The sequence below is a fragment of the Methanolacinia petrolearia DSM 11571 genome, from assembly GCF_000147875.1.
GTDB lineage: Archaea > Halobacteriota > Methanomicrobia > Methanomicrobiales > Methanomicrobiaceae > Methanolacinia > Methanolacinia petrolearia.
Map to the genome: position 1 here is coordinate 2,534,737 of NC_014507.1, position 19,624 is coordinate 2,554,360.

General features: G+C 48.5%; 17 protein-coding genes. 12 read left to right on the forward strand and 5 right to left on the reverse strand.

Features of this window, described 5'->3' with window-relative positions; genetic code table 11:
• The first annotated feature begins 13 nt into the window (after nucleotides 1-13).
• Genes MPET_RS15405 through MPET_RS12810 form a run of 8 tightly spaced genes read left to right on the forward strand, consistent with a single transcriptional unit; the run spans nucleotide 14 to nucleotide 9,632 of the window.
• Nucleotides 14-190, forward strand: a complete 177-nt coding sequence (locus tag MPET_RS15405) for a hypothetical protein (RefSeq protein ID WP_013330450.1) — start codon at nucleotides 14-16, stop codon at nucleotides 188-190.
• 60 nt (nucleotides 191-250) lie between these two features.
• Complete coding sequence (locus tag MPET_RS12780) at nucleotides 251-1,603, forward strand: radical SAM/SPASM domain-containing protein (RefSeq protein ID WP_013330451.1); 1,353 nt, start codon at nucleotides 251-253, stop codon at nucleotides 1,601-1,603.
• Nucleotides 1,600-2,880 carry a radical SAM/SPASM domain-containing protein gene (locus MPET_RS12785; protein ID WP_013330452.1) on the forward strand — a complete coding sequence of 427 codons (1,281 nt, stop codon included), beginning with the start codon at nucleotides 1,600-1,602 and terminating at the stop codon, nucleotides 2,878-2,880. Before MPET_RS12780 ends, MPET_RS12785 begins: the two co-directional genes overlap by 4 nt.
• Nucleotides 2,877-4,271, forward strand: coding sequence for a radical SAM/SPASM domain-containing protein (locus tag MPET_RS12790; RefSeq protein WP_013330453.1), 1,395 nt, complete (start codon nucleotides 2,877-2,879; stop codon nucleotides 4,269-4,271). Before MPET_RS12785 ends, MPET_RS12790 begins: the two co-directional genes overlap by 4 nt.
• The gene (locus MPET_RS12795; protein WP_048130861.1) at nucleotides 4,228-5,622 is read left to right on the forward strand and encodes a radical SAM/SPASM domain-containing protein; all 1,395 of its coding nucleotides are present in this window, start codon (nucleotides 4,228-4,230) and stop codon (nucleotides 5,620-5,622) included. Before MPET_RS12790 ends, MPET_RS12795 begins: the two co-directional genes overlap by 44 nt.
• Entirely contained in the window at nucleotides 5,619-6,965 is a 1,347-nt protein-coding gene (locus tag MPET_RS12800) for a radical SAM/SPASM domain-containing protein (RefSeq protein ID WP_013330455.1), read from the forward strand. Before MPET_RS12795 ends, MPET_RS12800 begins: the two co-directional genes overlap by 4 nt.
• Entirely contained in the window at nucleotides 6,962-8,308 is a 1,347-nt protein-coding gene (locus tag MPET_RS12805; protein ID WP_013330456.1) for a radical SAM/SPASM domain-containing protein, read from the forward strand. Before MPET_RS12800 ends, MPET_RS12805 begins: the two co-directional genes overlap by 4 nt.
• Nucleotides 8,301-9,632: a radical SAM/SPASM domain-containing protein gene (locus tag MPET_RS12810; RefSeq protein ID WP_013330457.1), complete on the forward strand. Its 1,332-nt coding sequence runs from the start codon at nucleotides 8,301-8,303 to the stop codon at nucleotides 9,630-9,632. The genes MPET_RS12805 and MPET_RS12810 overlap by 8 nt, the downstream gene beginning before the upstream one ends.
• Nucleotides 9,633-9,643: 11 nt before the next feature.
• Here the strand turns inward: MPET_RS12810 and MPET_RS12815 are convergent, their stop codons facing one another.
• The 4 genes from MPET_RS12815 to MPET_RS12835 form a co-directional block, all read right to left on the reverse strand.
• Nucleotides 9,644-10,612: a hypothetical protein gene (locus MPET_RS12815; protein ID WP_013330458.1), complete on the reverse strand. Its 969-nt coding sequence runs from the start codon at nucleotides 10,610-10,612 to the stop codon at nucleotides 9,644-9,646.
• A gap of 8 nt (nucleotides 10,613-10,620) precedes the next feature.
• Nucleotides 10,621-12,066, reverse strand: a complete 1,446-nt coding sequence (locus tag MPET_RS12820) for a B12-binding domain-containing radical SAM protein (RefSeq protein WP_013330459.1) — start codon at nucleotides 12,064-12,066, stop codon at nucleotides 10,621-10,623.
• 196 nt (nucleotides 12,067-12,262) lie between these two features.
• Entirely contained in the window at nucleotides 12,263-13,741 is a 1,479-nt protein-coding gene (locus MPET_RS12830; protein WP_013330460.1) for a radical SAM/SPASM domain-containing protein, read from the reverse strand.
• Nucleotides 13,742-13,970: 229 nt separating this feature from the next.
• Nucleotides 13,971-14,831: an alpha/beta fold hydrolase gene (locus MPET_RS12835; protein ID WP_013330461.1), complete on the reverse strand. Its 861-nt coding sequence runs from the start codon at nucleotides 14,829-14,831 to the stop codon at nucleotides 13,971-13,973.
• A gap of 219 nt (nucleotides 14,832-15,050) precedes the next feature.
• Between MPET_RS12835 and MPET_RS12840 the strand changes: the two genes are divergently transcribed.
• The 4 genes from MPET_RS12840 to MPET_RS12855 all read left to right on the forward strand — a co-directional run bounded on the left by MPET_RS12840 (nucleotide 15,051) and on the right by MPET_RS12855 (nucleotide 18,171).
• Nucleotides 15,051-15,482, forward strand: coding sequence for a hypothetical protein (locus MPET_RS12840; RefSeq protein WP_013330462.1), 432 nt, complete (start codon nucleotides 15,051-15,053; stop codon nucleotides 15,480-15,482).
• Between the two features lie 71 nt (nucleotides 15,483-15,553).
• On the forward strand, nucleotides 15,554-16,189 hold the full coding sequence (locus MPET_RS12845) for a DUF2115 domain-containing protein (protein ID WP_048131165.1): 636 nt from the start codon (nucleotides 15,554-15,556) through the stop codon (nucleotides 16,187-16,189).
• Nucleotides 16,190-16,489: 300 nt separating this feature from the next.
• A complete protein-coding gene (locus MPET_RS12850) occupies nucleotides 16,490-17,827 on the forward strand; it encodes an ammonium transporter (RefSeq protein WP_013330464.1) in 1,338 nt (445 codons plus the stop codon).
• Nucleotides 17,824-18,171 (forward strand): P-II family nitrogen regulator, encoded by a 348-nt coding sequence (locus MPET_RS12855; RefSeq protein ID WP_318238896.1) that lies wholly within the window; start codon nucleotides 17,824-17,826, stop codon nucleotides 18,169-18,171. Before MPET_RS12850 ends, MPET_RS12855 begins: the two co-directional genes overlap by 4 nt.
• A gap of 321 nt (nucleotides 18,172-18,492) precedes the next feature.
• Here the strand turns inward: MPET_RS12855 and MPET_RS12860 are convergent, their stop codons facing one another.
• Nucleotides 18,493-19,455 carry an alpha/beta fold hydrolase gene (locus MPET_RS12860; protein WP_013330466.1) on the reverse strand — a complete coding sequence of 321 codons (963 nt, stop codon included), beginning with the start codon at nucleotides 19,453-19,455 and terminating at the stop codon, nucleotides 18,493-18,495.
• Nucleotides 19,456-19,624: the final 169 nt, after the last annotated feature.

Genomic DNA, 19,624 nt, shown 5'->3' on the forward strand with positions numbered 1-19,624 from the left:
AGGAGTTAAGAAGATGAAATTTGAAGTAATCGAAGCATCCAATGAGCTGACAAAGAAAGATCTCGGCAGGCTGAAAAGCTCGGGATCAGGACACTGTGACCACACCGACCCCGAGGGATGCAGTTCGTCCCTTCTCGGGTGCTGCATTATTCATTTCTGGTGCTGGGAATCGGGAAGCGGATGTTGTTAACATCCTCTCCCTCAAACCAACTTTCGCATATGATTAAGCCCTGACTTTGCCCGGGATTTCATGAAGGCATCATGCTACAACAACATCATTCCTGCCGGTCCCGGAAAATTCGTATTGTTCAATTCTTTTCGAAAGACCATCGGGATGATCGACGGGGAACTAAAAGAAGCTCTTGAAAATAATTCCCTGGATAAACTGCCTGACGACCAGGTCGAAGAACTGATCAGGCAGGGCGTTATCTGCGCAAACCCGGAGATCGAAAGGCTGAGCTGCCGCCATATGTACAACAGCCTGAAATACTCGAACACTTACTCTGCTTTCACCATATTTCCGACTTACAACTGCAACCTCTCCTGCCCCTACTGCTACCAGAAGGAATTGCGAACCGGAGATACATCGATGGACAGGACCTCGGTGGAGAAGACGATCAGGTTTATAAAAAACACCACTCTTGAAAATAAGAGCAGTTCTCTACTGGTCAAATTCTTTGGCGGGGAACCGTTAACAGAACCTGAAATCTGTATACAGATCTCAAAAGAACTCAGGGAATGGGCAAAAGCCCATAATATCAAATATATCGGTACACTGACGACAAACGGCACCCTGTTATCAGGTGAAAATTTTGACCGGCTTTCGCCATATATCTCGGCCTGCCATATAACTCTTGACGGACCGAGGGAAATACACGATAAAAAAAGGTTCTACAGGGGCGGCAAAGGAACATATGATGATATTATAAATGCAGCTTCAGCAATCGCCGGGGCAGGGAAAATACTGACGCTCAGGGTAAACTTCGAAGAAGAAAACCTGCCCAGGCTCCGGGACCTCATGACAGACCTCGCCTCGGCAGGAATGAAGGATTGCGAAAACCTGATCTTCGACTTCGGACTGGTCCATCCCCCTGAGATCCCCATGGATGATTACAATAATTACCTGGGAAACAAAAGAAGATTCCTGAGCCTGCTGCAGGATCTCCGGGCCGTCATCGCAGAAACCGGCTGGAGCGACAGGGCACGTTTTACACTCTACGACGACGTCAACGGTGATTTCCAGCCTTTCTGCGAATCACTAAAGATCTGCAACTATGTCATAGATCCTTTCTGTGATCTCTATCTCTGCCCGAGCACTTCACTGGATGAAAGGTACAGGACAGGCAGAATTAACGATAAAGGAATAGCGGAGTGGAACAACCGGTATTATGAACTGAAACTGAGAGACCCCCTGGAATATGAAGAATGCAGCGAATGCCTTCACTTCCCTGTATGCGGCGGGGGATGCCCCGTCCATGCATATAATGAAAAAGGGTTATTCAATGTGCCATGCTGCGGAAGCAGTGAAGAATTCGTACCACTTCGCGTACTCTCTTACCTGAAAAGAAACCATCCCGAAAAAATGAGAGGGAGTGAAATATGAAAAACTCGGCCTACAATCTCATCCTTCCACTGGAAACGGAAAACGACGAATATATTATTTTCAATACGCTCTCAAACTCGCTTCTGCTTGCAGACGGCGAACTTGCTGGCGCAATAGAGGATCGCCGGTACGATCTTCTCGATGAAAATACCGTCTCGGCCATGAAGGCAGGCGGGATATTTATCGAAGACGAAACGGACGAAAAGATGATCTTCTCGAAAAAGTACAGGGAGATCCTGGACTCATCGGAAGAACTCAGGTTCGTAATTATAACGACATACAAATGCAACCTGGCCTGCTCCTACTGCTACGAGGGACGGGGAACGGTAGTTTCGGAGGATATGAGCCCTGAAATAAGGGACAAGGCTATAGAGGCGATAAAAAAGAGGGCGCTCCCGACAGACTGCAAAAGCCTGAAGATAATGCTTTTCGGCGGCGAGCCGCTCATGAATCCCGATACCGGTTTGGTAATCATGAAAGAACTTTCGCGATGGTGCGGGGAGAACGGCCTGAAGTACGAAGGGTCGATGGTTACCAACGGAACTCTTGCCACCCGGGATCTTGTGGACAAATTCAGGCCCTATATCAGTACAGTTCAGCTGACACTCGACGGCCCGAAAGAATATCATGACGGCATAAGGGTGTTTAAGAACGGTTCGGGCACCTACGGCAAAGTCATGGATGCCATAAAGGCGTTCAGGTCCGCCGGGATCTTCGTTGCACTCAGGATCCAGGTCAATGAAAACAATGTCGGCCTTCTCGACACACTAAAAGAAGAACTGGACAGGAACGGGATAGCGGCGGATAAGGGGATCAGGCAGTTTCCGTCACTTATAAAAAAATATTCCGAGTTCTGCAACATGGACTGCGAACTCTTGGAAGACTGCGACCCGGCAGTCCTCTCAAAGATATTGGAATTCGAAAAAAATATGAAGCCTTCGGCACGGTTCGTTCCGTGCCATATTTATGCGAACATGTTCGTCATCGATCCCGCCGGGGACGTGTACAAGTGCATCACCGAAGTCGCACAAAAGGAAAATGTATTGGGAACGGTAAAAAACGGCCGCCTTGAATTATCCGGCAAATATTCCGATTTCATGTCAAGAGACCCGCTCGGGTTCCCGGAGTGTGCACAATGCAGTTATCTTCCGGTCTGCGGAGGCGGATGCCCGTATATGGCAAGGAAGACGAACGGCACCTGCCACTCGTCCTTCTGCGGCATGACAAAGGAAGTGGTCGAACAGAAATTAACCGGCTATATGGAGGGAAGAAGATGAATCTGCAGGAAACCGGGAAGAAAAGCATGAAAAGATCCAGGTATAATCACATACTCCCGCTTGCGGAGAAGGATACCAACATCCTGTACAATATGCTGACCGGATCGATCATGCAGGTAGATGACGAGCTGAGGGATATCATCGATAATGGAAAATTCGAGAGCATCGGTGAAGAAGAAATTCAGAAAGTCCTGGCCGACAACGGCATAATCATTCCCGGCAATACCGATGAAAGCGAACTTTTTTGTTCAAGATACGATGATGAAAAACAAAATCCCGATTATTATCTCTTCGTCGTCCTTCCTACCTTTGCATGCAACCTTTCATGCCCGTACTGCTACGAGGGATCGGGTGAGATCCTGACAAAGACCATGGATACGGCGACACTTAAAAGCACCATCGACTTTATAAAAAAGACACTGGCTGAAGGAAATCCCGGCAAGGTAGTTTTCAAACTCTACGGTGGCGAGCCGCTGCTTGCCATCGACATCTGCACCGGGCTCCTCGACGAAATCATTCCCTGGTGCAGAGTGCAGGGAATACAGGCCGATGTCATTCTCCAGACAAACGGGACCGTTATCGATGAAAAGGTTATGAAAGAGCTTGTCCCTGAAATAACCGCCGTAGAGGTGACACTCGACGGGTCCCGTGAAAAGCACAACACGATAAGGCGCTACAAGGACGGGAGCGGATCATACGATGACATTATCAGAAACCTCATCCTCCTGCTCGATTCAGGAGTAAAAGTAGTTCTGAGAATAAATGCAGATACCCCCGCCGGGTTTACACGGGTACTGGATGAAATGGATGAATTCGGATTGAAAAAATACCAGGATCTTTTATTTTATACGGCATTTATATCGAACTACAGTCTTTCCGAATTTTTAACAGACAACGGATTATGCAGCCGCGATGCAGAAAAGAGCCTGGAACTGAAGATGGTATTCGACTCAATTGTACGCGGGAAAGGCTGGCAGAACCATTACCAGCCTTACTCACCGCTGGGAAAGCAAAAGGCGGTGTCCTGCAACTTCGAGAAGAAGGGCCGGTTCGTTATCGATCCATCGGGAGACCTTTATAAGTGCCTTTTCTGCGCAGGAATGAAGGAATTCAGGGTCGGGACGATCGGAGAGGACGGGGAGGAACTGGACACTGCCTATTATGATCTTGAAAAACGTAATCCACGTGATTTTGCAGAGTGCAGGGAATGCAGATACCTTCCTGCATGCGGGGGCGGATGCCCGGTAAGGGCGCTGATCAATAACGGCACGTATCAGTCCGGGTACTGCGGCACGATTCCCAAGTTCATGGACCAAAGGATACTTGTTCACCTGCAGGGAAAGCACCATGATTATCCGGCCGGAGAGAATGATGAAATCTTCGGTTTATAATCTTGTAGTTCCCGGAGAAAACGGGAATTCCCTTCTCTTCAATACACTGACGAAATCATTTCTGGTAGTCGATAAGGAGCTGCGAACGGGGCTTGAAGAAAATTCATTCGGCGGCATGGACCCCGGCATGATCTCCGGTCTTCATGAACTCGGGATCATCGTAGATGACGAGGCCGACGAAAGCAAAGTCTACGCCCTGAAGCACAATTTGCACAAGTATTCGACCGACACCTCAAGTTTTTTGATCTTTCCTACCCATTCCTGCAATCTCAGGTGCCCTTACTGCTATGAAACTGTAATGGATATCCCAAAGAGCAAATCGATGGACCGTGAGACCATCGCACGGACGAAGGCTTTCATTAAAGGGATGACACTTCAAAACCGGAGCAGCAGGGTTGTGCTGGGATTTTACGGCGGCGAACCCCTGCTAAGATCCGACATCTGCCTTGATATCATGGAGGATATCTTCAACTGGGCCGGAGAAAGAGGGATCTCATACTTCTGTGTCCTCACGACAAACGGCACCCTGCTCAGCCCGTCGGTGTCCAAGAGAATGCACCCTTTTCTTTCATCGGTTCATTTCACTCTGGATGGTCCTGCCGAAAAACACAACGCCAAACGCTTCTACATGGACAATTCGGGAACCTATTACGATGTTCTTGATGCAGTTTCCAGGGCAAAGGATAAAAAAATAATCATAACAGTCAGGATCAATCTCGATGACGACGCTTCAGAGGAAGACGTATCTGAAATCCTGGCCGATCTTGAAGAGAGGGGCTTTAAGGACAGACCCGGTTTCTTCATATATTTTGCACACGTGACGGCTCCGAATACCTGTTTCAACGAATATCACGACGATTCCCGGGAGACGGAGATCACGGACATGATTGAAAAGACCACCAGATACTGGGGACTGGCGAACAGCCTGGGGTGGGGAGGATCGCTGACTAACAGGTCCGGGGAGGAACACGGCTATATCTCCGGCAGCCCGGTTCCCTGCGAATATATCCGCAATGGCTGTTATGTCGTCGATCCTCTTGCAGATATCTATCTATGTCCAGCCTATTGCGGAATGAAGGAGTATTCGGCCGGGGCGATAGATGAAAACGGCATGCCCGAATGGAACAGCTCATACTTCAGGACCATCGAGAACAACCCTGTATCATCCGTCCGCTGCAAAAAATGCAATATCCTTCCCGTATGCAACGGCGGCTGCCCGTTTGAATTCCTCAGGGGTGATGAGGAGGCCATGGAGAATTATTGCAGGTATATGAAAAAGAAGATAGAGAAGAAGATAGTCTCCCATTTCAGGTATCACTATCCTGAAAAATACAGGGAGGTTTTTTCATGAAGCCGTCGATTTTCAATACCTTTCTGCCCCTTTCCGGGGGTGATTACCTGCTCTTCAACACTCTCTCCGGTACGATAGTAACGGTTGATGAAGAGATGAAGAGCATCCTTGAAAACGAAGCAGGTGAATCAGGGAATATCGACGAAAATTCGCTTGAAAATCTCCGGGAGCTCGGAGTCGTTACAGGAGAGGATACCGATGAGCGGGCTTTTTTCGAATATAAATTCCAGGAGAAGAAGTTTTCAACAAGGGATGTCCAGGTAAGCGTTCTTCTTACATATGCCTGCAATCTCTCATGCTCCTACTGCTACGAGGGACGAGGAGAGGTTATCTCAAAGAGCATGGACAAAGAAACCTCGGAAAAAGTCATAAAATGCATAATGAACACGGTCGATGATTCCGGATGCAGGAACCTCGGACTGACGCTTTACGGCGGCGAACCGCTTCTCAACTACAGGCAGGGTCTTGAGATACTGGAAAAGCTGTCTCTGTACTGCAAAGAGAGGGATGTACGGTTTAAGGCAGCGCTGATCTCGAACGGCACTCTTATCGACCGCAGGATTGCGGGCCTCTTCTCCCCGTACCTTAATGCGGTCCAGCTGACTCTCGACGGCCCGCGATGGTACCACGACAAAAAAAGGGTCCGCAAAGACCTAACCGGCACCTATGACAGGATCATGGAGTCGGTATCGATCCTGAAGGAGTCCGGCATTCCGGTGTTCCTGAGGGTACAGATCTCAAAGGACAATCTCGGGCTGCTTGAAGAACTTTTTGAAGAGCTTAAATCACGCGGTTTCGGCAGCGATCCGCTTATAAAACCGTACGTGTTCCCCCTGATGAACATCGGAGAGGCGGGATGCCTGCCGGGGTCGGAGTGCATCCCGGACAACGATTACGCAGAGATCCTGCCGGAAGTCTGGGAGAAGGCAGCCGGGTACGGGCTCAGCCTCGTCTCAAAGCCTGTCCCGACGTATATACAGCCGTTTTGCAGTTTCTTCAACAACTACTCGTACATTATCGACCCTTACGGGGACATATACAAATGCGTCTCGCTTGTCGGTAAGAAAGAGCATAAGGCGGCATACATAGACGACGGGGGAAGGATCGCAGGACAAACCTACGAAATGATCGAATTCATGTCACGCAACCCGGCCAGGATTGAAAAATGCAGGGACTGCCCGTACCTCCCGACCTGTAGCGGGGGCTGTGCGTTTAAGGCGTACTCGGGTAACGAGAGCTTCCAGAGCGGGGACTGTTCTCTTCACAAATCTCTCGAAGAGAGAAAAATCCTCGCCTATCTCAAATATTCACAACCGGGATTTCCGGGAGATGGTGACGAATGAAAAATTCCATCTATAACATCTTTATTCCTGCCGGAGAGGATGAATTTGTATGCTTCAATTCACTCTCGGGCTCCTCGGCACTCGTGGACGGGGAGGTCAGAAAAATGATCGAAGATCCCGGCGAAGCCACGGCCGGACCTGGCGATGAGATCCGCGGCAGGATGATGAAACTTGGAATTCTTGTCGGGGATACTGTCGACGAAAGAAAGATATTCGATTACAAATTTTCACTTGACAGGTATTCTGCAAAAATATCGAGTTTCATAATATACCCGACGTACGGGTGCAACCTGGCCTGTCCTTACTGTTACGAGACCGGACTGAAACTTCCGAAAAAACGGATGGACGAAGCGACGGTGGAGAAAACGATAGAGTTCATCAGGCATACGACGGTTTCGAACAACAGCAGGATGATTATTCTTGGTTTTTTCGGGGGAGAACCGCTCCTCGAGACTGAGACATGCAGAACCATAGCAGAAGAGATCTTCGAATGGGCGAAGGAGAGATCGATTGAATATTACGGGACGCTGACTACAAACGGAACACTGATCGACGATAAGACGGTGCTTGACCTCTTCCCGTATATATCATCCCTGCAGGTAACGCTTGACGGTGCGGAAGATTTTCATAATTCCAAAAGGTTTTATTCGGGGGGGAGAGGCACATACCAGGACATCATGACCAATGTCGGGCGTTTAAAGGATTGGGACGGTCATATTTCCTTCCGCGTACACATTTTCAGCGATCTCAACGACGTGAAGGTGCTGCTTGAAGATCTCAAAAGGAGAGGATTCGATAAAAATCCCAAATTTCATATCTATTTCGCACTTGCAGCACCATCAGATGCCTGTCTTCATTTTATAGACGACGAAGAAATGGTCCGGGGCTCCGAAAAGGCTTCGGTTCTGCTGCCAGGGGCCAGGCGTCTTGCAGCCGCCTGCGGTTTTTCGACTGAGATTACGGATGACACCATCTCAGGCGAATATCTCCACAGCTGCTGCGGATATATAAAAAAAGGTGTCTACATGATAGATCCCCACGGTGATATCTACATGTGCCCTGTTTTCACAGGCGACAAACAATATTCCATAGGGTCGGTTCACGCCGGCAGTTTTGATGAAAGAACACCGTTTTATTACAAGATTCTCACGAAAAGTCCCCTGACCGTTGCAGAATGCAGGGATTGCGAGTATCTTCCCCTCTGCGGCGGAGGGTGCCCGATGGAACGCTACATGAGGGATTCCGTTCCGGGCTCAGTCTACTGCGGCCTGAACAAAGAGCTGATCGGAAAAAAGATCGAAGAGCACTTCAGCCGGAAAATTTCAGCCCGCGGGGATGATTAAAATTAAAAACTCGATGTACAACATATATCTTCCCGGAACTGATACGGGAGAATATTTCTTATTCAACTCCTTTCAGGGATCTATAGCGGTAATTGATGATGCGGTGAAAAATTCCCTGCTACACAGGGACCTCAGCTCCTTTGATGATGATTATATTGCAGCACTGCATCAGAACGGTTTCATCGTGGAAGATGGGAAGGATGAATTTCTTGCTTACGAGAACAGTTTTCGTTCAAGAGTCATGGACCCGGGCGAATATGAATTCTGCATCTGTCTTACCGAACGATGCAACCTGGCGTGCAGCTATTGCGGATCGGGGGAAAGGGGAAGAGGCCGTTCATTTGAAAATGAGACTATCGACAGGGCGATATCTTTTATAAAAGAAGAGACCTCTGCAAGCAGGCGGAAAAATCTCAATATAAGAGTCTTCGGCGGCGAACCGCTCCTGGAATATAATATTTTAATAAAACTGCTCAGCGAACTGAAAGAATGGGCCGTCTCCCGTGGTACCGGTTTTTATGCCGCCCTGATAACCAACGGAACAATGCTTTCAGGGGAAAAGATCGGTGAACTCTCGCCTTTTGTCAGTGTCGTGCAGCTAACTCTTGAGGGTTCGCGTGAGTATCATGATAAAATAAGAAAAAACATTGACGGAAGCGGGACTTATGATACGATCGCCGGAGCAGTGAAGGACTGTATTGAAGCGGGAATAAAGGTACTCCTGCGAATCCATGTTTCAAAAGAGAATTCCGAAGGACTGGATGATCTCTTCTTTGATCTAAAAGAACGCGACTTTGGCACGAATGAAGTAGGACTGTCAGTCAGCCCTCTTCTTTTCGGAAGCTCCATATGCAGATTCCATCCTTTCCAGTGCAGCATTGGTAACGATCACGGAGCCCCCCTGTACGAGGCATGGAGGCTGGCGATGAAACACGGACTTAACCCGTTATTAAAACCCATGAGCAACCATATCATGCCCGGCTGCCCGTTCAAAAATTTTTATTCTGCAATAATAGATCCATCCGGCGGGATTCACAGGTGCCTGAAGCAGGCAGGAAGAGAGACGGAATGCAATGAAAGTCTTTGCGGCAATATTTTCGACGATCCATCATCGGCCGGTGACGTTGAAAAGAAAGATGAGCCTCTCAAAAGGGAGTTCAACCTCCCGGCGTGTGAAAGCTGCTCTTATCTTCCTCTCTGCGACGGCGGATGCCAGGGCATCCGGTTCGTGGACGAAAATTTTTCTCCCGGAGATTATTGCAGGGCCGTGAAGGAAATAACGAACGAGAGGATTTATTCATATATAGGACAAATCCGCAGGTGATCGCCGGTAAATCAGATTACTGCCCTCAGTCTTTCGATCTCCCGGACTTTTCTGGCACCGGCATTATTTAAAAACGAGATCACCTCTCCTTCATCCGAATAAATCCCACCGACCTGAAGAGTGGAGAGACCTCTATCGTATGCCTTCATAGCGATCCGGGCGATCGCCTGGATCTTTATGTCCTGCCCTGTCCTTCCCGCGGACAGGAAGCGTAATATCCTGCCATTACCGGGATCTGACGGGTCGACCGCCCAGCGTATGCACCCCGATGAGCAGGGTGCAGAATAAAATTCCACATCCTGTGCCGAGAAGAATTCCCTCTCAATAATATCGAGCGGGCTTTCATGTACCTCCGCCGGTATCTCTGTCACCTCAGGATACTCCGGGGAAGCATTACAGAATTCAAGGTATTTTTTCCGCCTTTCGCTACGATCGTCAATATTTTGCATTTTAAAACCTGGAAAGAGATATGACCCGAACTTTTCCGGTGTGCCGGGGGAGAGATCCAGTTCGTGGCATTCCTTCTTTTCAACGGAAACAAACCCGTTTTCCTTCAGCAGGTCGACAAAAACAGGGTTATTCAGGTTTCCAAAGAAGTTATCCGTGGAAGGATAGAATACCGGACCGTTCAGCCGGCTGAAGCCTTCAAACTCGAGCGTGTTTATCCCCAGGGAGGAGGCAAGTTCCATGATCGCAGTAATAATGCGGTTATAGACCTCCGTCTCCGCTCCCCTCAGGAACGATACCGGATATGTGGCAAGCAGGACCCTGCTCCCGCTTTTTGAGATGTAGGATATGCACATAACAAACCCGATCCATTGTATTGCTCCCATATCGCCCCGGCGGTAAAGGGAGAGAGGGTAACGTGAAAGGTTGTTGTCCCGGTTGAAGGCAAAAGCGCCAGTAAAGGGAGCATTCTCCAGGTAACGGGACGGCGGAAACAGGAGATCGGTTCGTATTTTTCCATCGTTCCGGATCATTCACAACCTCACAGAAAATTTACCCTGCTTACAGTCAGGTTTGAAATGATATCTTCAAATTTTTCCTTCATAAATTCCATCCATTTCACCTGAAGACTATTCATCTGCCCGGGTGAGAGGGTGTCCGTATGGTAACCGTAAAGATCAAAAGGCATACCGCAGGCACGTTTCCTGCTCCTTTCATAATAATCTTTGAAACTTCGAAAGTGCGGGGTTATACCAAACTCACCGGGATTATTGAACATCGGGGACCCGGGATCGAGGGTCAGGGGAGTGCTGAAGATCATCTTCAGCATCGAACCGCTGCTGAGTTTTTCAGCCAGTTCAAGTGTTTCATTGAAACTCTCCTCGGTCTCGAAAGGGAAACCTGCGGCAAAATAAACTGCATAGGGAATTTTCAGGGACTCCATCAGCTCAACGTTTTTTAAGAGATCGCTGTTGCTGTATCCTTTCCCGTTTTTCGCCCGGACCTCTTCGTTGCCGGAAAGCGGTGAAAAAACCAGCGTTGAATAATTTAATGAAAATGTTTCGGCAAATTTTTCGGCAAACGCGGGGGTCGAAAGGCTGTTTAATTCGATATACGCACCTATATCGATGTCATTTTTTCCTATATCGCTCAAAAGAGACTCCCAATACTCCACTCCTGCCATCTGGATATCGTGAGAAAAATTTACCGTATGGACTCCGAGTCCGGCGAGGTGCCTGATATTATCCGTTACCTGCTTCTTCTCCCTGAAAAAAAGGTGGTTCCTGTTGAATATTTGCTGGTGGGCATTTTTCCCTCCGCCGCAAAAACTGCAGTCGAAAACACATCCTTTTGCCACACAAAGCCAGTAGCTGTACCAGAACTGCCCCCTGGAGTAAAAATGGATATTACACTTGAGATATTCCTCCCAATGTTTAAGGGAGGTTATATCCGAATAATTTGCAGAGTAAGCGTCATCCGCGGTGTAAGATACAGGATTCGTTATAACTTTCCCGGAAGAGCGGTATGTAAGATTTGAAACGGACGAGATCTTTTCAGTGCCGCCACCGCTTGTTGCGGATACTAATTCTAAAAGCGGTTTCTCACCATCACCGCTGATGACAAAATCCACATATTCATGATCCGATATTATCTGATCTGAAAAATATGATGCTGTGAACCCTCCTATAACAACATAACATTCGGGACGAATCTCCTTACACAACCGGGCAAGCTCCAGAGCACCGAAAGCGTGCTCATGCCAGTGCAGGTCTATAAGTGCAATATCGAATTCAGTCTTTTCCAGGTCATCTTTTATCCGGTACCCGCTGTCAAGGCTGAGTTCAAGTCCAACGTTTATTGCATATACCTGAAAATTTTGTTCCTTCAAAAGGTTCATGAGATTTATCATGCCCATCGGCATGAGAATATACATCGGCCTTTTTAAATGGGCGGATGGGTGTAAAAATAAAATTTTCAGGTTTTTCATTAGTTCCTATATTAAAAACAATAATATATTGATTTTGGGGAGAGAACATGCATCTGATCGCGAAGGCAGAGCTGTACAACTCTGGCTAAATCTTCCCCTGTAATGATGCTGACTCCCTCCCTTTATCAACCCATCCTTAGATCTGAAAAAAATGTTGTTGAGAGATTCTGAGAATAAAGGATTAAATTTCCCCGGCTTATACTCCGGCAACCACCAGTTCAGGAACAAACTCCTCTTTTTCCGAAACAGATGAGGATTTTTGTGCCACAATCTCATCCCATAATGCGGCATTCCGTATGCACCCTGGGTCAGGTTTCGTCACGTCGTGGAAGTATGCCCATGCCCGTGCCCTGCACCCGCCGCAGATATACTTGCTCGAGCATGTGCCGCAATTTCCTGTAAGAAGATCGCGGTCTCTCAAAGTCTTGAGAAATTCTGCATTCTGCCACATCTGGAGAAAATCCTGCTCCCTGATGTTCCCGACAGTGACTGGCATGAATACGCACGGCTGGATATCGCCCTGCGGCTCGACACTGCAATACAGCCGGCCGGCCCCGCACCCGCCTATGAAATCGGCAAGCATCCGGGTCTTTCCTTTCATCTCCGCACCGAGGTGGAAGTGCCCGACGGGGATCCCCGAATCTTCATTCTCTTCGACGGCGACACGGGCGAACTGCGGAGCGGTCGAGAGCACCTCGGGCATCACTCCCGGCATATTCATCGCAAGAATCCGCTTGAGGAAATCCTCTCTCACGCAGGGGTGGATGTCCTTTGCCGCCATCGCAGTTCCCCGGCCGGTCGGAATGAAATTGAAGCAGATCATCCGCATCGCACCGAGATCCTGTGCAAACCGGTAGATCTCCGGAACCTGTTCGTAGTTGTCCTGCGTTACTGTAGTCGCAATGCATGTATAGATCCCTTCCGCGACACAGTTCCGGATGCCCGCAACACTGCGATCGAATGCACCGTCGATTCCCCGCACTGCATCATGATGTCCGGCATCCTTCCCGTCTATCGAGATTTCGACATATTCCACCCCGGATTCCCTGAGCCGGGCGGCGGTTTCAGGTGTTATCATAGTCCCGTTGCTCGCGAGTGCGACATACATGCCTTCCTCGTGGGCATAGGATGCGATATCGAAGAAATCCTCTCTCATCAGCGGTTCACCACCGGAGAACGCGATAACGACCACTCCGGCGGCGGCGAAATCCCGTATCAGCTTCTTTGCCTCATCCGTATCCAGTTCGTCGGGCAGGGCCTTCTGTGCATCCTGGTAGCAGTGTTTGCACTTCAGGTTGCACATGTGAGTGAAATCCCAGACCACAAGAAAAGGGGCGTTTGTTATCTGCGGCCTTGAAATTCCGTAACGTGCAATACCGTTCAGGACATTCATAAGCCCGCGTTTGAATATCGGCTCCTCCAGCCCCTTCCGGATATAATCTTCATTTACATCGAACAGGCTGCTGCTTTTTTTCAGCGTATAACCGACTATCCTGCCGGCGAACCTGCATTTCCAGCAGAGTGACTGATCTTTTCCGAGATAGTGATCGATTGCATTCGACAGCCGGTTTCCACATTTGTCGTCGGTTACAACAAACCTGAGAAAGGCACGCGAGACCGGATTTCCAATCCATCGCTCGACTGTCGTTATGGCCAGAGTAATGTCGTCAGGCATCGGTAAACCCCTTTGAATTCCTCGGGCGTGTAATTTTGGATACGTTTTTACTCCACCAATGATTTGCCTGTTACAGGATGTCCGGAGATCGTGTATGATATTATTTGAAAGATTACGCCAATTGTTTGGATGCTCAATCATCCTAAATTAATATTTCGCTGGTCCGGACTCACCCTGCCTGAGTTATCGATACAACGGCAAATTTCAAAAAAAATGAAAAAAAAGAGATTCAGGGGCTCAAAGGTGATTCATCCGTATCGAGGAAGTATAACGCATTCTCCCCGTATTGAACAGGTGCATAATGTGAACCCACATGCGGGAGACCCTGGAACCGTACGAGCCAGGACCCGTTGATCTGCCCTGCCATCTGGACGGATACCGGATCAGGCGTAAGATCGTCGGCAGTTCCGACTACGAGCATTACATCCTTCTCAATAGACGAAAGGCCGTACCATGATCCGTTCCAGGCGAGGTTTGCCTCAGCTTCCCTGCGAATCCCTTCCGGCATTGAACTGTTGGACGCAGATTCCTCGATCTCCCCGAGCAGTTTTTTAGTCTCAGGTATTTTGACGCTGTAGGTATTCGAGTCCAGGACCAGCTTTTTCACGGAGTCCGGGTGGTCGATTGCCAGCTGCTGGGATACGGATGATCCCATCGAGACTCCGTATACATTCATGCTGTCGTAGCCCAGTGCCTGCATAAAGAGTGCCGCATCGTCTGCATAAAGCGGAATCGTAGTTGTTGCGTTTGCTTCACTGCTGTAACCCATACCGCGGTGGTCGTAGGTGAAGACATGATATTCAGTCGCAAGAATTCCTATGAAGGTCTCGTTCCAGTTATCGATAGTCGCACCGAATCCCTGTATCATAAGCAGAGGTTCGCCGGATCCGAATTCACGGTATCCCAGCGTAACGCCGTTGACCTGCACGTACTCGACCGCGGTATCATTAAACGAAACCGCGGGATACTCCTGTTGTGACGAGTTGAAATCCTCAGTAATAGGTATGCCCGTATCAGCCGTACATCCTGCCGTTATAAAAACGGAGATAATCAAAGCGGTTAAAATAATGAATGTTTTCAGACCGTTCATAAGAATCACCCTCCCGGGTTTATTGATCCAAACCGGATTTTCACCGTTGGATAAATCCAAATATATAATTTTTGAAAAGCATATAAATTTCCTGTATGAGGTCCGGCAGGGACGCTTAAATTTCTCTTGTTTGCAAATATTACAATCTTCAACCCGGAAATCCTACCCCGGGTGGGCATCACGGAAGTTCAATATCAAAAAGACTCCATAAAATCAGATATGGATGTAAATTTCTGTGTACTCTATAAGGGAGACGGGTTCCCGCCGGCTAACAGGTACTGCCGTGAATGCCCTGAGGCGGAGAAGGCATGCGACAGGCTATGGGCACTTGTAGTAGAACTTTCCAAATCAAATAACGGCGGTGCGGTAAAACTTCCGGAAACACGGGCTGAAATGTATCCCAACCCTAAAAACCAGGAGATTGTCCACCTTAAGATCAACTGCCGGTGGAATCTTGGGAAGGAGGATTTTCTTTACTTCATCTCCACGGGTTATGCTAATATGGGACGGAAAGACGAACGGCACAAAAGAGAGGTTTCACCAAGCATGACAAGGCAGGTGCCGTATGTAAGGTCGATAGTCGAGGCAATCGGCGGATATAACATTCCGGAGATCAAAGCCGTAAGAGATATTCAGCAAAAACGTTTATGAAACAAAGGTTTCATGAACTGTCCATGTAATATTGACGGGTGATAATTTCCCGCCAAAAATAGATGAAAATAATGAACGGACAGAAAATAATTGACCAGTGTCTCATATTTGAATCGCAGGATACCCGTGGAGATCTAGGAAAAGCGATAGCCGAAGCTGTATCCGGTTATTCTCCCGGAGATCTCAAAAAGATACAATGGAATTTCTCTGGCAGGATCCGGAATATAAATCCTCTCTACCGGAGCAAGCTTGAAAGGACTGTCAACGGCCATCTAAGTGAAACATGGGAGAAGATCAGAATCATGAACCAGCAGGGATCTTTTTCTCCGATGAAAGAGCCGCTGCCGGAAGATGCAAAACAGTTCTGGAATATAGCCGCGGCAGAATGCTCTTCAGGAGAACCTGAAAAAGACAGAATCAGATTTCTCAAATACCTTCTTGCAGGTTTCTGCATCTTCGTCATGAACGTTCCACCCCATCCAGTCGGAATGCCCTTTCCCGGCGGAGACAAGGTTCAGCTGATCGACGGAATATACTACTGCCCGGTCAGGGAAAAGTCAGGCGATGTCGATTCCGCTTTATGCCCGTTCTGTCCGGCCCGGCAGACGCCGGAGATCGGGTACCTGAAACCTCCCCGGGACGGAAACACCCGCAGAAAGCAGGAATTCATCAAAGATACATACGAACATCATCACTTCAACGGGTGAGATTCCGGTCAGACCTGATGACAGCGGATATAGCGGATAGCTTCAGTCTCCCGGTATGAAATCCGCCACGATGGCATTTCAATAATTCAAACCCGGATGCCAGTTTAAAGGCCTTTAGCTACCCGATCTGAAAAAAAAGCTTCGGAATAGCAAAGAAACATCATAAAAATTTTTTATGAGTCATAAAACGTGATGAAACATATAAATAAACATTTGTACAAATATTTATAATGCATGGAAGGAATATTCCTTCTATGTTGAGGAGGTGATTATCTGACATTAAAAGAACTTAGATTTTTAATGATCATTTCTATGATCCTGATTGCAGGACTGATTATACCGGTTGCGGCCGGAGATCCGTCGGGAGCTGATACTTACGAAAGCGATCCCTCCACTGCAGTCAACTTTGCATGGGTTTTGATCTGTGGTTTTCTGGTAATGCTGATGCAGGCCGGTTTCGGCCTCCTTGAAGCAGGACTGACTCGTGCAAAGAATGCGGCGAACATCATGATGAAGAACATGGTGGACTTTTGCATCGGTGCACTCGGTTACTGGGCCGTCGGATTCGCCCTGATGATGGGGACTGCAACAGGAATAACCGGACTTATCGTAGGTCTGGACGGGTTCTTCCTTATCGGGGATGCATACGACGTTTCTACCATTGAATTATGGTTCTGGCAGATGGTCTTCTGTGCGACAGCCGCCACAATCGTATCAGGGGCCATGGCCGAGAGGACGAAATTCAGCACGTACTGTATTGCGAGCCTGGTCGTAACCGCATTCATCTATCCGTTATACGGACACTGGATGTGGGGAGGCGGATGGCTTTCGCAGCTCGGCGCTCTTGACTTCGCAGGATCGGGTGTCGTTCACGCAGTCGGCGGTTTCATTGCACTCGCCGGTGCATGGCTCGTAGGCCCGAGGGTCGGCAAGTTCAAGAAGGACGGAACACCGGTAGGTATTCCCGGCCACAGCATAACGCTTGCCATACTCGGTGTATTCATCCTCTGGTTCGGATGGTTCGGATTCAACCCGGGCAGCACACTTGCGGCAACGGATCTCAGGATCTCGGTAATCGCGGCAAACACTGTGCTTGCAGCAGCTGCCGGCGGACTGATGGCTATGCTCCTTACGTGGAAGAAGTACGGCAAGGCCGACGTCCCGATGACCGGAAACGGTATCGTCGCAGGACTTGTTGCAATTACAGCCCCGTGTGCATGGGTGAGCCCTCCCGCGGCGGTATTAATCGGACTGGTTGCAGGAGCACTCGTAATCCTCAGTGTATGGTTCATCGAGTGGAAGCTGAAGATCGACGACCCGGTCGGTGCAATCTCGGTTCACGGAACAAATGGTATCTGGGGTATTCTCGCCCTGGGACTTCTTGCGGACGGAACCTACGGTGGAGTTACAGGACTGCTTTACGGTGACGCCGGGTTTATGGTGGCACAGATCATAAGTGCGGTAACAGTGTTCGTTTGGGCATTCGGAATGGGAGCAATCATGTTCTACATCCTGAAGAAGACAATCGGAATACGTGTTACCGACCGCGAACAGATCGAGGGCCTGGATATCGGCGAACATGGCATGACGGCCTACCCCGACTTCCTGCAGGCTGAACCATTGATTAAGGAAGGGTGATTGAATTGATAAAAGTAGAAGCAATTATCCGGTCTCAAAAGATTGACGAAGTGAAGGTCGCCCTCGACGCACTGGGCGTTGGGTCGATGAACGTATCCGAAGTCCGCGGAAGAGGCCAGCAGAAAGGAATCGTCCAGAACTGGCGTGGTGCGGAATACACCGTCGATTTCATACCGAAGACCAAACTCGAACTGGTCGTGAAGGATGACATTGTCGAGAAGGTGGTTGACGTCATTTGCAGTGTCGCAAGCACCGGAAATATCGGTGACGGAAAGATCTTCCTAAGCCCGGTCATTGATGCCATCCGCGTCAGGACAAAGGAGCGTGGAGACGGTGCGTTATAACCTCAAAACTAAACTTTTTTTGAATGGAGAAATGCCGCAGGGAGGTGATAAAAAGTAGGCAAAACAGTAGCTAAAGGACGATTTATATGATTCAGATATAAATTCCGTAATTACCACTGTCGGAGGCACCGGGAGAAATACTCCATACTCATCCTCCCGGGTCTCCAGGGCACAAAATTCTTATACCCCCTAGTATATCCGCATTTTGACTAAAAAAATTATTCATCTTTCATTTTAATTAAAAAATGAAATTTCCTTATAATAAATTCACTTCGGCATATGCTTTACATGAAAATCACGTTGTGGTTTACACGAAACAGTTCATGAAACCTTCGTTTCATAAACGTTTTTTAGGAAAGCGATTGCCTGCTCCTGTGCCTCTTTGGACCTGGGATTTATCCAGAAGCAGAGATGGGAACCCTCCTCAATCCAGATTCTCTCCGCATCCCTGATATGCTCGTATGCATAAACCCCGTCGTACAGTTTCACGTCGGCGTCATGAGTGCCGTGGACAATAAGTGCCGGACACTCGATCTTTTCTACAGGAAGGTGATAAAGAGTCCGGGTAATGGCCATATCGTTCTCCGTCCCGGCCTTTCGGGTCTTATACGGATACATAGTATTCATGAAAGCCGTAACGAAATCATGAGCACAGGGGTCATTCAGGACGAAATCGAGATGTTTCTTCATCTGTTCCTTTGTAAAATACGCCTCGCTTTTGAAGATCTCCTTTATGAAAGCATCCGGCTTGGATTTCGTCATCTTCTGCAGGAGTTTCTGGCCGGAATCGGACAGGAATATCATCTGGGCTACCGGCCCTGCTGTTTCCGGCAGATCATAATATCCGCTGACGGAATCGGCAGTTACAAGAGCCCATATACGATCCGGGTGGCGGATTGCAAACGTGTATGCAAAAGGCCCGCCCGCAGAGACCGAAAAGACCGCGACCTTATCTATTCCAAGCTCATCGAGAGCGGCGGCAAAGAGATCCACCTGATCTTCAAGGGAGGCCCCGCTCTCAAGCGGAGTGCCAAGATAACCCGGCCGGGAAAGAGACAGCAACCTGAAATCCTTTGCTGCGAAATCGATGGCCGCACGGCACTGGTCGATACCGCCAAGACCGCCATGAATCCCCATCAATACAGGGCCGTCGCCTTCCGCCAGGTCGATCTCGATCTTCCCGAGTTTCGTCTCAATTATCTTTGGAGTGATAGATACGCCTTTTAATACTTCCAGCCTGCCATCTTCGGTTTTTTTGGATTTTTTATCCTTTTTTTGCGACATTACAGATCTCCGTCTCCTGGTTGCATGTTTGATTAAGATGTAATTTCTATCGATATTGATATTCTATCTTTCGCCGTCGCAGGTTTTTTTAAAGTCCCTCAGGAAAAAAGAGAACAATAACCAGACCTTAGCTTTTCAGGGAGTCCGGTCCGGCAGTTTGCGGCTTGTT

What these genes read in the sequence shown, in the direction of transcription:
- MPET_RS15405 (WP_013330450.1), top strand. Translation starts at nt 14, where the DNA reads ATGAAATTTGAAGTAATCGAAGCATCCAATGAGCTGACAAAGAAAGAT.
- MPET_RS12780 (WP_013330451.1), top strand. Translation starts at nt 251, where the DNA reads ATGAAGGCATCATGCTACAACAACATCATTCCTGCCGGTCCCGGAAAA.
- MPET_RS12785 (WP_013330452.1), top strand. Translation starts at nt 1,600, where the DNA reads ATGAAAAACTCGGCCTACAATCTCATCCTTCCACTGGAAACGGAAAAC.
- MPET_RS12790 (WP_013330453.1), top strand. Translation starts at nt 2,877, where the DNA reads ATGAATCTGCAGGAAACCGGGAAGAAAAGCATGAAAAGATCCAGGTAT.
- MPET_RS12795 (WP_048130861.1), top strand. Translation starts at nt 4,228, where the DNA reads ATGATTATCCGGCCGGAGAGAATGATGAAATCTTCGGTTTATAATCTT.
- MPET_RS12800 (WP_013330455.1), top strand. Translation starts at nt 5,619, where the DNA reads ATGAAGCCGTCGATTTTCAATACCTTTCTGCCCCTTTCCGGGGGTGAT.
- MPET_RS12805 (WP_013330456.1), top strand. Translation starts at nt 6,962, where the DNA reads ATGAAAAATTCCATCTATAACATCTTTATTCCTGCCGGAGAGGATGAA.
- MPET_RS12810 (WP_013330457.1), top strand. Translation starts at nt 8,301, where the DNA reads ATGATTAAAATTAAAAACTCGATGTACAACATATATCTTCCCGGAACT.
- MPET_RS12815 (WP_013330458.1), bottom strand. Translation starts at nt 10,612, where the DNA reads ATGATCCGGAACGATGGAAAAATACGAACCGATCTCCTGTTTCCGCCG.
- MPET_RS12820 (WP_013330459.1), bottom strand. Translation starts at nt 12,066, where the DNA reads ATGAAAAACCTGAAAATTTTATTTTTACACCCATCCGCCCATTTAAAA.
- MPET_RS12830 (WP_013330460.1), bottom strand. Translation starts at nt 13,741, where the DNA reads ATGCCTGACGACATTACTCTGGCCATAACGACAGTCGAGCGATGGATT.
- MPET_RS12835 (WP_013330461.1), bottom strand. Translation starts at nt 14,831, where the DNA reads ATGAACGGTCTGAAAACATTCATTATTTTAACCGCTTTGATTATCTCC.
- MPET_RS12840 (WP_013330462.1), top strand. Translation starts at nt 15,051, where the DNA reads ATGGATGTAAATTTCTGTGTACTCTATAAGGGAGACGGGTTCCCGCCG.
- MPET_RS12845 (WP_048131165.1), top strand. Translation starts at nt 15,554, where the DNA reads ATGAACGGACAGAAAATAATTGACCAGTGTCTCATATTTGAATCGCAG.
- MPET_RS12850 (WP_013330464.1), top strand. Translation starts at nt 16,490, where the DNA reads ATGATCATTTCTATGATCCTGATTGCAGGACTGATTATACCGGTTGCG.
- MPET_RS12860 (WP_013330466.1), bottom strand. Translation starts at nt 19,455, where the DNA reads ATGTCGCAAAAAAAGGATAAAAAATCCAAAAAAACCGAAGATGGCAGG.